The 13,577-nt window shown below is 61.1% G+C and carries 9 protein-coding genes; 3 read left to right on the forward strand and 6 right to left on the reverse strand.

Annotation, left to right across the window (positions count from 1 at the left end; translation table 11 throughout):
- Positions 1 to 36 precede the first annotated feature (36 nt).
- Together leuD and leuC are read right to left on the reverse strand one after the other, a co-directional pair.
- Positions 37 to 681: a 3-isopropylmalate dehydratase small subunit gene (gene leuD / locus HKK53_RS09875; protein WP_169370669.1), complete on the reverse strand. Its 645-nt coding sequence runs from the start codon at positions 679 to 681 to the stop codon at positions 37 to 39.
- Positions 682 to 691: 10 nt separating this feature from the next.
- Positions 692 to 2,110 carry a 3-isopropylmalate dehydratase large subunit gene (gene leuC, locus HKK53_RS09880; protein ID WP_149658899.1) on the reverse strand — a complete coding sequence of 473 codons (1,419 nt, stop codon included), beginning with the start codon at positions 2,108 to 2,110 and terminating at the stop codon, positions 692 to 694.
- A gap of 154 nt (positions 2,111 to 2,264) precedes the next feature.
- Here leuC and HKK53_RS09885 point away from each other — a divergent pair, with 154 nt between their 5' ends.
- From HKK53_RS09885 to HKK53_RS09895, 3 genes are all read left to right on the forward strand, one after another.
- On the forward strand, positions 2,265 to 3,155 hold the full coding sequence (locus HKK53_RS09885) for a LysR family transcriptional regulator (RefSeq protein ID WP_169370670.1): 891 nt from the start codon (positions 2,265 to 2,267) through the stop codon (positions 3,153 to 3,155).
- 69 nt (positions 3,156 to 3,224) lie between these two features.
- A complete protein-coding gene (locus HKK53_RS09890; protein WP_169370671.1) occupies positions 3,225 to 6,503 on the forward strand; it encodes a sensor domain-containing protein in 3,279 nt (1,092 codons plus the stop codon).
- Positions 6,504 to 6,742: 239 nt separating this feature from the next.
- A complete protein-coding gene (locus tag HKK53_RS09895) occupies positions 6,743 to 8,434 on the forward strand; it encodes a molecular chaperone HscC (protein ID WP_169370672.1) in 1,692 nt (563 codons plus the stop codon).
- On the opposite strand, the gene HKK53_RS09900 is transcribed toward HKK53_RS09895, so the two are convergent.
- The 4 genes from HKK53_RS09900 to HKK53_RS09915 form a co-directional block, all read right to left on the reverse strand.
- A complete protein-coding gene (locus tag HKK53_RS09900; RefSeq protein ID WP_169370673.1) occupies positions 8,431 to 11,112 on the reverse strand; it encodes a DUF805 domain-containing protein in 2,682 nt (893 codons plus the stop codon). The genes HKK53_RS09895 and HKK53_RS09900 overlap by 4 nt on opposite strands.
- A complete protein-coding gene (locus HKK53_RS09905) occupies positions 11,109 to 11,807 on the reverse strand; it encodes a DUF1266 domain-containing protein (protein WP_169370674.1) in 699 nt (232 codons plus the stop codon). The genes HKK53_RS09900 and HKK53_RS09905 overlap by 4 nt, the downstream gene beginning before the upstream one ends.
- Before the next feature lie 189 nt (positions 11,808 to 11,996).
- Entirely contained in the window at positions 11,997 to 12,443 is a 447-nt protein-coding gene (locus tag HKK53_RS09910; protein ID WP_123403565.1) for an Hsp20 family protein, read from the reverse strand.
- Positions 12,444 to 12,565: 122 nt separating this feature from the next.
- Complete coding sequence (locus HKK53_RS09915) at positions 12,566 to 13,525, reverse strand: tRNA dihydrouridine synthase (protein ID WP_169370675.1); 960 nt, start codon at positions 13,523 to 13,525, stop codon at positions 12,566 to 12,568.
- Positions 13,526 to 13,577: the final 52 nt, after the last annotated feature.

A 13,577-nucleotide genomic window follows, 5' to 3' on the forward strand; every position in this document is an offset into this window, starting at 1 on the left:
CTTGCCCGCGAAGGCGTCATCCCGCCTTACGCAAAATCAAACGTCGCGAAACAACCAAGGCTGACTCGCCCGGTGCTTGCTTTCAAACGACGCAATCGCCTCGTGATCCATCAAGGTCAGGCCAATGTCATCGAGGCCATTCACCAGGCAATGCTTGCGGAATTCATCCAATTCGAAGCGGTAAACCTTGCCATCCGGCCGGGTCACGGTCTGGGCTTGCAGGTCGACCGTCAACTGGTAACCCGGATTGGCTTCGACCTGCTGGAAAAGTTCATCAACCTCAGCGTCGCTCAAGATGATCGGCAGCAAGCCGTTCTTGAAGCTGTTGTTGTAGAAAATGTCGGCGTAGCTCGGCGCGATGATGCTGCGGAAACCGTACTCTTCCAAGGCCCACGGCGCATGCTCACGGCTGGAGCCGCAACCGAAGTTTTCTCGGGCCAGCAACACGCTGGCGCCCTGGTAACGTTCGGCGTTGAGCACGAAATCCTTGTTCAACGGACGCTTGGAGTTGTCCTGGTAGGCATAGCCCACGTCCAGGTAGCGCCACTCGTCAAACAGGTTCGGGCCAAAACCGGTGCGCTTGATCGACTTCAGAAACTGCTTTGGAATGATCTGGTCGGTGTCGACGTTGGCCCGGTCCAATGGCGCGACCAAACCGGTGTGTTGGGTAAAAGCTCTCATGTGCGGTTCCTCAGATCAGTTCGCGAACGTCGATGAAACGACCGTTGACGGCAGCGGCAGCGGCCATGGCCGGGCTGACCAGGTGCGTACGGCCACCGGCGCCCTGACGCCCTTCGAAGTTGCGGTTGGAGGTCGAAGCGCAATGCTCGCCCGACTCCAGGCGGTCCGGGTTCATCGCCAGGCACATCGAGCAACCCGGTTCACGCCACTCGAAACCGGCTTCGAGGAAAATCTTGTCCAGGCCTTCAGCCTCGGCTTGCGCCTTCACCAGGCCCGAGCCCGGCACCACGATGGCCTGCTTGATGGTCGAAGCGACTTTGCGGCCCTTGGCGATCACCGCCGCGGCACGCAGGTCTTCGATCCGCGAGTTGGTGCAGGAACCAATGAATACGCGGTCCAGCTGAATATCGGTGATCGCCTGATTGGCGCTCAAACCCATGTACTTCAAGGCGCGTTCGATGGAACCGCGTTTGACCAGGTCCATTTCCTTCGCCGGGTCTGGCACGTTTTGATCAACGGCCAAGACCATTTCGGGCGAAGTGCCCCAGCTGACTTGCGGCTTGATCTGGGTCGCGTCGAGCTCAACCACGGTGTCGAACACCGCATCAGCGTCGGAAACCAGGTCTTTCCAGGCTTCGACCGCCATGTCCCACTCCGCACCTTTCGGGGCGAATGGGCGGCCCTTGACGTACTCCACGGTTTTTTCGTCTGCGGCCACCAGACCTACGCGAGCGCCGGCCTCGATGGACATGTTGCAGATGGTCATGCGGCCTTCGATGGACAAGTCGCGAATCGCACTGCCGGCGAACTCGATGGCGTGGCCGTTACCGCCGGCAGTGCCGATCTTGCCAATCACTGCCAGCACGATGTCCTTGGCAGTCACGCCGAACGGCAATTTGCCCTCGACCGAGACCAGCATGTTTTTCATTTTCTTGGCGACCAGGCACTGGGTGGCGAACACGTGCTCCACCTCGGAAGTGCCGATGCCGTGAGCCAAGGCGCCGAACGCGCCGTGGGTCGAGGTGTGCGAGTCGCCGCAGACCACGGTCATGCCCGGCAATGTTGCGCCTTGCTCCGGGCCGATCACGTGAACGATGCCCTGGCGCACGTCGTTCATTTTGAACTCGGTGATGCCGTATTCGTCGCAATAGTCATCGAGGGTCTGAACCTGCAAACGCGAGACCTGGTCGGTGATCGCCTCGATGCCGCCCTTGCGATCCGGGGTGGTCGGTACGTTGTGGTCCGGGGTGGCGATGATCGAGTCGACACGCCAAGGCTTGCGCCCGGCCAGGCGCAGGCCTTCGAAAGCTTGGGGCGAAGTCACTTCATGGATGATGTGGCGGTCGATATAGATCAGCGACGACCCATCGTCGCGCCGTTTCACTTCATGGGAATCCCAGAGCTTGTCGTAAAGCGTTTTGCCGGCCATCAGACGGTCCTCATCAGCTTGTTTCTATTTTCTATGCCTTGGGTCGTGCAGCGGTTCAATAACCCCTTGGCTTGTGAGGCCGATCCTAGGGGGTTACATTAAATAACTCAAATTCATATTTTTCATGCTTTGGATAACCAACTGGAATACCACAATGGACCTGGCCAACCTCAACGCTTTTATCGCGATTGCCGAGACCGGCAGCTTCTCCGGCGCGGGCGAACGGCTGCACTTGACCCAACCGGCGATCAGCAAGCGCATTGCCGGGCTGGAGCAGCAATTAAAGGTGCGCTTGTTTGATCGCCTGGGCCGTGAAGTCGGCCTGACCGAGGCCGGCCGCGCCCTGCTGCCACGGGCTTATCAGATTCTCAACGTGCTGGACGACACCCGCCGCGCCCTGACCAACCTGACCGGCGAAGTCAGCGGCCGCCTGACCCTGGCCACCAGTCACCACATCGGTTTACACCGCTTGCCGCCCTTATTAAGGGAATTCACCCGCCGTTACCCACAAGTGGCGCTGGATATTCAGTTCCTCGATTCGGAAGTGGCCTACGAAGAAATCCTCCATGGCCGCGCCGAACTGGCAGTCATCACCCTGGCCCCGGAGCCGCACGCACTGGTCAAGGCCACGCCGGTGTGGGACGACCCGCTGGATTTCGTGGTGGCCCCGGAGCATTCGTTGATCAGCAACGGCGCGGTCAACCTGGCGGATATCGCCCTGCACCCGGCGGTCTTCCCCGGCGGCAACACCTTTACCCATCACATCGTGCAACGCCTGTTCGAAGCCCAGGGCCTGACGCCAAACATCGCCATGAGCACGAATTATCTGGAAACGATCAAGATGATGGTCTCGATCGGCCTGGCCTGGAGCGTTTTGCCGCGCACCATGCTCGATGAACAAGTGGCGCGCATACCTTTGCCGGGCATACAGCTCACTCGCCAGCTAGGCTATATCCTGCACACGGAAAGGACGCTTTCGAATGCGGCACGCGCCTTTATGGCCCTGCTGGATGCACAAATTGATCTGCCAGGGACCCACGGCTAACTTGTGCTACTCCTATAGAGCTGCAAAACCCCGTGCCTAACGCCCCATTCAGCCCAAGGCCTGCTGCCAATGCCCAAATCTGTTGACCGTATTCCGCCGATGCCGCGTATTCAGGCCATTGACCCGCAGCGGTCCGAGCAGAGCTGGGAAAGTGCGCCGCAGTTGTTGGCCGCGCTCAACGGCGCGCACTTGGGAGCGTGGTATTGGGACATCGAACGCGGGCAGATCAGTTGGTCCCGGGGCACCCAGGCGCTGTTCGGCTTCGATCCGCGGCAACCGCTGCCCAAAGACCTGGAATACCTCGACCTGCTGCCACCGGAGGACCGGGCGAAAACCATTCGCGCGTTCCATCAGGTCATTGCCGGTGCGCCGCTGGAACAGGCGATGCATCACCGCATCCGCTGGCCCGACGGCAGCCTGCATTGGCTGGAGATCAACGGCAGTCTGCTGCCGGACAAGCACGGCCGGCCGCGGATGATCGGGGTCATCCGGGAAATCACCCATCAGCGTCAACGCGAGCAGGCCCTGAGCAGCTCGGAAAAGCGCTTCGCCACACTGTTCCACCTGTGCCCGAACATGGTGCTGCTGACCCGCCAGGAAGACGGTTTGATCAGCGAGGCCAACCAGTATTTCGAAAGCCTGTTCGGCTGGCCGGTGCAAAGTGTGATTGGCCGTACCACGCTGGAACTGGGCCTGTGGGTGCATCCCGAGCAACGGGCGGTGCTGGTCAAGGCGACCAAGGCCAAGGGTGAACTGGTCAGCATGGAAGTGCAGTTTCGCGCCAGCAATGGTCAGGTCCACGATGGCATCCTCAGCGCGCAAAAGGTCGAACTCGAAGGCCAGCCGTATCTGCTGAGCACCTTCCTCGACACCACTGAACGCAAAGCCGCCGAACATGCGCTCAAGGACAGCCAGGAACGCCTCGACCTGGCCCTGGACTCCGCGCAACTCGGCACCTGGGACTGGCACATCCCCAGCGGCATGCTCTACGGCTCGGCACGGGCGGCGCAGTTGCACGGCATGGAACCGAAACCGTTCCACGAAGCCTTCGACGAATTTTTCGAAGGCGTGCCCGGCGAAGAACGGGACAGCATGCGCAACGCCTATCGCAGCCTGCGCGAAGGCCCGGCCGGCAATTATCAGTTGACCTACCGCGTGCAACTGCCCGACGGCAGTTCGCGCTTCCTGGAAAGCCGCGCCCGGCTCTATCGCGATGAAAACGGCGTGCCGTTGCGCATGGCCGGCACCCTGCTGGACATCACCGATCAGGTCGAGCGGGAACAGTTGCTGGTGGCTTCGGAGGAAAAATTCGCCACGTTGTTCCAGGTCAGCCCGGACCCGATCTGCGTCACGCGCCAGGAAAGCGGCGAGTTCATCGAGATCAACTCCAGTTTCACGCAGATTTTCGGCTGGACCGCCGCCGACGTGATTGGCCGCAGCGCCGATGAAATCGGCCTGTGGGACGCATCCGCAAAAAGCCTGCAACGGATCGAACAGGTCATCCGCGAGCAAGGCCTGAGCAATGTGGCGATCCTCGTCCAGCACAAGGACGGGCAAGCCTTGACCTGCGTGATTTCCAGCCGGCAGATCAGCGTCGGCGACCAGCCCTGCATCGTCACCACCCTGCGCGACATTACCCAGCAGCAGCGCTCGGAAGCGGCGCTCAAGGCCAGCGAAGAGAAATTCGCCAAGGCGTTTCACTCCAGCCCCGACGCCATCACCATTACCGAACGCGACACCGGGCGCTATCTGGAGGTCAATGACGGTTTCTGCCGCCTGACCGGCTACCGCGCCGATGAAGTGGTGGGCAAAACCGTGTATCAGGTCGGCATCTGGGCCGAAGAGAAACAGCGTTCATCGCTGTTGGCCGAGCTGCAAATCAAGGGCCGCGTGCACCACCAGGAAATGCTCGGGCGCAACAAACGCGGCGATCTGCTGACCGTTGAAGTCTCGGTCGAACCGATCACCCTCAACGAAACTGCGTGCCTGTTGCTGACCGCTCGCGATGTCAGTCTGCTGAAAAACGCCGAAGCGCAGATCCGTCACCTTGCCTACCACGACCCGCTGACCAACCTGCCCAACCGCGCGCTGCTGATGGATCGCCTGAGCCAGCAGATCGCCCTGCTCAAACGCCACAACCTGCGTGGCGCCTTGATGTTTCTCGACCTCGACCACTTCAAGCACATCAACGATTCCCTCGGTCACCCGGTGGGCGATACGGTGCTGAAGATCATCACCGCACGCCTCGAAGCCAGTGTGCGCATGGAAGACACGGTGGCGCGGCTCGGCGGTGATGAATTCGTGGTGCTGCTCAGTGGCCTGGAAGGTTCGCGCAGCGAAGTCAGCGAACAGGTGCGGGACCTGGCGGACACCTTGCGCGAGTTGCTCTCGGAACCGATGTTCCTCGATGGCCAGCGCCTGCAAGTCACGCCGAGTATCGGCATCGCGCTGATTCCCGATCACGGTTCCACGCCGACCGACCTGCTCAAGCGCGCCGACATCGCCCTGTACCGGGCCAAGGATTCGGGGCGCAACACCACGCAGATGTACCACAACACCATGCAGAAGGCCGCCAGCGAACGCTTGCGCATGGAAACCGATTTGCGCCTGGCCCTTTCCCGGGGTGAATTCAGCGTGCATTACCAGCCTCAGGTGGACGCCCAGGACAACCGCATCATCGGCGCCGAAGCCCTGGTGCGCTGGAACCACCCGGAACTCGGCGCGCAATCGCCCACCGAGTTCATCAAGGTGCTGGAAGACAGCGGATTGATCCTGGAGGTCGGCACCTGGATCCTCGATGAAGCCTGCGCTGCCTTCAAACACTTGATCGCCAAAGGCCGGATCGACCCGCTCAATTTCAGCCTGTGCGTGAACATCAGCCCACGGCAATTCCGCCAGAACGACTTCGTCGAACGCATCGAACGCAGCCTCAGCAGCCACGGCCTGCCCTATTCGTTGCTGAAACTGGAAATCACCGAAGGCATCGTCATCCAGAACCTGGAAGACACCATCAACAAAATGCGTCGCCTGAAAAAACTCGGCGTGAGCTTTGCCATGGACGACTTCGGCACCGGTTATTCCTCGCTGACCTACCTCAAGCGCCTGCCGGTGGACACGTTGAAAATCGACCAGTCGTTCATCCGCGATGCCACCACCGACCCCAACGACGCAGAAATCATTCGCGCCATCGTCGCCATGGCCCGCAGCCTGGCACTGGAAGTAATTGCCGAAGGGGTAGAGACGCCGGAGCAACTGGAGTTTCTGCAGGGATTGGGTTGCCATTTGTATCAAGGCTACCTGCACAGCCAGCCATTGCCGGTGGAGGCGTTTCAGACCCTGCTCAAATAAATCACCGCCCCCTCCGTAGCAGCTGTCGAGCCCCAGCGAGGCTGCGTTCGGCGACGAAGTCGCCGTGAAATCAGACGACGCGGTGGATCAGGCAAACCGCGTGCGCTGGGTTTACGACGGCTTCGCCGCCGAACGCAGCCTCGCTGGGGCTCGGCAGCTGCTACAGGTTTGCGGTAATTGCCAGTTTTTCTCTCAGCCTGTAGGGTCGCGTTTTTTGCGCCGCCTCAAAGAGATCAACCATGCAGGATGCAACCCTCCCCCGCCCGGCCTTGCTGGGTATCGACCTTGGGACCACCAATAGCCTGATCGCCGTCTGGCAGGACGGTCGGGCACAGTTGATTCCCAACGCCCTCGGCGATGTCCTCACCCCGTCCGTGGTCAGCCTCGATGAAGACGACAGCATTCTAGTGGGCAAGGCCGCCCGCGCGCGCCTGACCACCCACCCGGAACGCTCGGTGGCGGCGTTCAAGCGTTTCATGGGCAGCGACAAGCCGTTCGAACTGGGCGGACGCCAGTTCAGCCCGGAAGAACTTTCTGCGCTGGTGATCGGTTCGCTCAAGCAGGACGCCGAAGCCTGGCTCGGCCACCCGGTGCACGAGGCGGTGATTTCGGTGCCGGCGTATTTCAGTGACGAGCAACGCAAGCGCACGCTGTTTGCTGCCGAACTGGCTGGCCTGACGGTATCGCGGCTGATCAACGAACCGACCGCTGCCGCCATGGCGTACGGGTTGCATGAGCAGAAGTTCGAGCGCACGCTGATTTTCGATTTGGGCGGCGGCACCTTCGATGTCACGGTGCTGGAATACGCCCTGCCGCTGATCGAGGTGCATGCTTCCACTGGCGACAACTTCCTCGGTGGCGAAGACTTCACCGCCGCGCTGCTGCAGGCCTGCCTGAAAGACTGGCAACTCACCCCGCAAATGATCGATGGCCAGGGCTTGGCCAGCCTCGGCGATGCCCTGGAACAACTCAAATGCAAACTCAGTGAAGGCACCCAGCACCTGAGCTGGAACGGTGCCGGCGCATTGCGCGAATGGTCGCTGGATGAAGCCGGGGCGTTGAAAATCTGGGAGCCGCTGCTCGCCCGGTTACGCGCGCCCATCGAGCAAGCCCTGCGTGATGCGCGGCTCAAGCCTCGGGACCTCGACAGTCTGGTGATGGTCGGCGGCGCCACGCGGATGCCGGCCGTACAGCAAATGGTTGCGACGCTGTTCGGGCGCCTGCCCTATCGCCACCTCGACCCGGACACGATCGTCGCGCTGGGCGCCGCCACCCAAGCGGCCTGCAAGGCCCGGGACAGCGCCATCGAAGAACTGATCCTGACCGACGTCTGCCCCTACACCCTGGGCATCTCGACCAATCGCGGTGAAGGCATCAGCGGTGCTTTCTCGCCGATCATCGAGCGCAATACGGTGATCCCGACGTCCAGGGTGAAGCGCTTTTTCACGAGTCACCCCCAGCAAACGTTGATCCGCATTGAGGTCTATCAGGGCGAGCGGCCGTGGGTGCGGGACAATATTTTCATCGATGCCTTCGACGTCGCGCTGACACCCAGCGAACAAACCGAGGCGCTGGATGTGCGCTTCAGCTACGACATCAACGGTTTGCTCGAAGTCGACGTCACCCTGCTGGCCAGCGGCGAACGCCACAGCCACAGCATCGACCGCAGCCCCACAGGGCTCGACCCGCAATCGCGGCAAAACAGCCATGATCGACTCAGCGCCCTGAAAATCCACCCCCGCGACACCCTGCCCAACCGCACCTTACTCGCGCGCCTGGAGCGGGCCTGGGCGCAAAGCCTGGGTGACGAACGCGAGCAGATTGCCGATTGGCTGGATACCTTTACCGCCGTGCTCGGTGGCCAGCAATCGGTGGAGATCGCCAGCCATCGTTCACAGCTCAATAAAGCCCTGGATGAACTGCGCCTTTAGCCGTTAAGCCGCCGCAGGGCCGCCTGCAAACCGCCGGACAAGGTGTCTTCACCGCCGCTGTCCGGCGGCGCACCGTAACGGTTGGGCAATTTGTCGCCGGGAAAGCCGAACAGCAGCAAAGGCATGAACGGCAGCACTGGCGACAGGCAGCCAAAAATCAGCAGGGTGGGAATCCCGCGGCCCATGTCATGCAGGCGACGCAGGATCGCGCCGAGCAACAACAAGGCGCCCAGCAACAGCACGCCAATGCCCGAGAGCGCAGTGCCGCTCATCAACGCCAGGTACGGGGTGAACAGCACACACCCCAGCACTTGCCCGATAAACGCCTTGCGCCCGAGTCGGGAACCCAGGCGCCAGAACGCCATGGCCGGCACGGGACGTTTGTCGCTGCTGGCCAGCAGCAGGCGTTCGTTCCACGACAACAGGGCCGTCAGCGCCAGACGCAGGCCCACGCTGTTCTCGGTGTTGTCCTTGCCGTACTGCAAGATGGTTAGCACCTTGTTCCGCGGCACCCCGGCCGCGCCATGACGGACCAGGCTTTTCAGGGTATCGAGGAGTGAATAGACCACCAGTTTCTCGACACCGAAATCCGCCAACACCTTTTCTGGCGGCCACACCGGTTCGCCTTTGATCAAGCCATTGCGGAACCCTTCGAACCATTCATCTTCGCAACTGATGGCGGCGATGGACTGCAACAACGCGCGGTGCTGTTCGGCATTCAGCGTCGGATCGTGATACAGCACGCCCCAGAGCAGCATCAGCCCCAACACATCTTCGCCGCAGGCGTCAGGATCGCTTTCAATGCAGGTATAGAGTTGCGCGTTACCCGGCAACGCCGCGCTGTCGAGAGCCTGTTGCACGTTGAACAGCTTTTGCACGAGCAAGCCATGCACCGGATCGCTGGCTTGCAACCACCCCAGCAAACCGGCGCAACTCCCTTGCTCGCGTTGCAAACGCCGCAGCAGCGGCTGGAGCCGACTCAGAGGATGAGTCGGGTCGACCTCCAGCCGTTCCAGGCAGGACGAATCGATCAACGACAGCCAACGTTCCGGCTGGTCGAGCAACGCCAGCAGAAACAGGGTTTGCGCGTGCCATTGCCACGCCGCCTCACCTTGGGCCATGGCCGGCAAAACCACGCCGCGCTGTTCCAATTGGACCAGCAGGCTCACACCGCGCAAGTCCACGTCCGCTTGCGCGTCTTGCAGATCAAATGCCCGGTCGATCCGCGCCAGCGCGGACTGATCGTAAGGCCGCAGCCTGCGCAACCAGAGGCGACAAATGGTGTGGGGTTCGTCCTTTGCCAGTTCCTCGGCCAGTTGCGGCTCAGCGGAACGACTGCCGAGGAACGCCTTCAGCGCCAAAGGGATCGATGCCTGATTCAGCCAGCAGAGTTGCTGCGCAGCCTGATACTTGAACCCGCTCAGCACCAGGCCTTCGAGGGCATCGACCGGCTGCGGTTCGTCGAGTATGTGTTGCAGCAATCCGACATCGCCACGGTGCAAGGCCCAGGCATGCCGGTACAGCTGCTGCAAACGGGCATCCACAGGCTGCCCTATCAGCAAGGCCAGCAGTGGCAGCTCATCCCCGGTCATCCGCCAGTCGACAAAAGCGGCCGCCAAGCCTTGCAGCTCGAGTTGCCCGACCCCAAGCCAGCGCGCCAGCGTCTCGGGACGTTGTGAAGGGCTGCCATAAGTTTGGCTGACATCGGCGAGGTCGGTGGACCAATCGCGGAAATTCTCCAGGCGATCAAATGCCTGGATCAGCAGCGCCAAAAAGTCCGGCTGACGCCTGGCGCACAGTTCCAGCAAGCGGCTTTCGGCCTTCGGATGACGATGCTCCTGCCACAGCCGGATCCAGCAAGGCAGCGCCTGATCCTCCAGGCCCAGCAAGCTGTTTTGGCACGCCAGCAAATACAGCCAGTCGACATCGTCGGGGGCTTGCGCCTGTTGTTCGACGCACACTTGCCGCAGACCGGGACCGCCGATGCCCGCTTGAGTGAACTGCACCAGCAAGCGCTGGATAAATGCGTCATCTGCCGGCAGCGGCAAACAGGTGTGGTGGCTGGCGAAGTCTGCGAACTCATGCAGAGGACGATGCTGGAAGATGTAGTCGAGGCTGCGGGCATACCAGAGGGTTTCCAGCTGCGCAGGCTCGGGCCAATCGCCCATCAGCGTCGTGTCGAACGGGTCGGGACCCTTGATCCGTTGCAGGAATGCTTCGACTTCTTTCGCCTGGTCGAACTCCAGGTCCAGCAACTGCTGCTCCCAGGCCAGCCGTTGCGCCAACAGATTCGCGCAGCGGTACGACAACGGACGGGCGTTGGCCAATGGGTGGAACAGCCCCCAACTGAGGTCATCGAGGGCGTCCAGCGGCAATTGATCCAGTGCTTTGACAAAGACTTGCCAGGCCTGCGGATTGAAACGCCGCGTCGGGTCTTCGAGCAGCGCGTAAAAATCCACGATGGTCTGCGGCATCTCAGGGACGCCAGCATCCTCTTCTTCGACGTCCTCCTCTTCCTGCCGGGCGAAACGGTTGGCGCTTTCATAGGCTTCACGCAGTGCCTGGAAGCCTTCGGGATCACTTTCCGGATGATGCTGCGGTAGACGCGCGCGGTAGGCATCCCGAATCAGTGCCTGGTCTTTGGTGGGCTCGATGCCCAGACGTATCCAGCAACTCATGACCAGTCGAACTCCCCTAAGGATGCCGGGCGTTGCGGCGGATCAAGCTCCAGGTGCCAAGGCAAGTCGGCCAGAAAAGCCGGCATGTTACGACCCAGGCCGCGAGCGATGCGCAGACTGCTCGAAAACGCCCCTTGTCGGTCCAGTTCGTAAGCCAGCGTATCGTCGCTGCTGCTCAGGCAGCCCCAGAATGCGCGACCGGTCAGAAATCCGTTGAGATAGGAATACCAGTCGTCGTAGTGATATTGCGCCCTGACGGCCAGGCGCCAGTGCAGCCAGAGGCTCTCGGAGAGATTGATCCACTCGTTGCGCACGCCACACCGCAACAGAAAGCCCATGCGCCCCAAATCCCACGCCTGGATACCCCCCGAGCCGCAGCCCTCGAAGGTACGGCTGGCAAACTCATGCAAGATGCGCTCACGGGGTTCCAGGGTCTCGAGCAACGCCTGCCACTCCCCGGGCAAACAGCGTTGCCATGAGCGATACGCCTCTTTGAGGTGGGTGGCGTGACCGGCATCGGTCATTCTTTCGAGCATGCTCAATAACTGCGACCGGTCATTGATGCCCCAGCTGCATTGCAAGTCGATAAATTCCGGATCGGAATAGAAAGCGGGCTCGTCGTATTCGGCACGAGGGTTGAGGGCCACCATTGGCGCAGAAAGACCGCACAGCCAACGCTTTTGTATCTCTTCCATGAAAAAAAGCTCCGGGCCGACCAGGCAGAATGGGAGTCGGCAAAACTGCCGCGGATTGTAGAGAAACCGTCGCCAGGCGGCAAAGCCTGCCGGGCGTTTTTTTGACCGGACACAAAAAGGCCCCGACAAGTCGGGGCCTTCATTCAGCGGGTTATAGCCTGTTCAGACGAATGTGTGTCTTCGAATGACTCAGTGCTGCAACGCTGGCTTTTGCGTCCCGTTGATCGGGATGCGTTTGGCTTTCGCCTCTTCCGGAATGACCCGCAACAGGTCGATGCTCAACAAACCGTTGCTCAGGCCGGCGGCCTTGATTTCGATATGGTCTGCCAGACGGAAGGACAGTTTGAAGGCACGCTGTGCGATGCCTTGATACAAGTAGGTGACGTCTTCGGTCGCGTCACGCTTGCCGCCACTGATGGTCAGCACACCTTTTTCCACTTGCAGCTCCAGGTCTTCTTCCTGGAAGCCGGCGGCCGCTACAACAATGCGATATTGGTCATCGCCGTGTTTTTCCACGTTGTAAGGTGGGTAGGTGCTGCCTGGCTCGTTGCGCAAGGCGGTTTCGAACAGATCATTGAAACGGTCGAAACCTACCGAGGAACGGAACAGGGGTGCCATGGAAAATGCAGTCGTCATGATTCAAATCTCCTGAAAACATATCAGCAAGTTTTTTTGTCTCCGCGACCCGAATTCGGCATCGCGTAACCCTTAGATAGGGACCGCTGATTGCATTTCAAGAGACTTTTTGCAGATTTTTTTCAGGCGGCTTCGGCGACCCGCAGACCCAATAAACGCGAGACCTGATCCAGCTCGGTTTCACGCCGCAGCACGGTAAACAGCTCCACCGCTTCGGGATAATTGCGGGTCAGCATCGCCAGCCATTGCTTCAAGCGTCCCGGCGATTGGCGCGGCGTCATCTGCGCCTTGGCTTGCAGCCAGAAATCCTGGATCAACGGCAGCAGCTCAGCCCAGGTCATCTCGACCACCTCTTCACCGGCGCGCGCGGCGGCGATTTGCCGGGCCAGGTCCGGGCGCGACACCAGGCCGCGACCGAGCATGATGTCTTCGACACCGCTGATTTCGCGGCAGCGGCGCCAGTCTTCGACGCTCCAGATATCGCCGTTGGCGAACACCGGGACCTTGACCACGTCCTGCACCCGCGGAATCCACTCCCAGTGGGCTGGCGGTTTGTAGCCGTCGGTCTTGGTCCGCGCGTGCACCACGATGTGCGCCGCACCGCCTTCGGCCAGGGCCGTGGCGCAGACCAGCGCGCCGTCCGGGCTGTCGAAGCCCAGGCGCATCTTGGCGGTCACCGGTATATGCGCAGGCACCGCGCGGCGCACGGTTTCGACTATTTGGTTAAGCAGTTCAGGTTCTTTGAGCAACACCGCGCCGCCACGGGACTTGTTGACGGTCTTGGCCGGGCAGCCGAAGTTCAGGTCGATGACTTCAGAACCCAACTCGCAGGCCAGCGCAGCGTTTTCCGCCAGGCACACCGGATCGGAACCGAGCAACTGCACACGCAGCGGCACGCCGGACGCAGTACGGGCGCCGGTCAGCAGCTCAGGGCCGAACTTGTGGTAATAGGCAGGCGTGAGCAGTTGATCGTTGATCCGAATGAATTCGGTTACGCACCAATCGATACCGCCGACGCGGGTCAGCACGTCCCGCAGGATGTTGTCGACCAACCCCTCCATGGGCGCCAAAGCAATTTGCATGGAAAACACACTCAACGAAAAACGTGCGGCAGTTTACTGGTTTCGGCGCGCA

The organism is Pseudomonas sp. ADAK7 (genome assembly GCF_012935675.1).
Lineage (GTDB): Bacteria > Pseudomonadota > Gammaproteobacteria > Pseudomonadales > Pseudomonadaceae > Aquipseudomonas.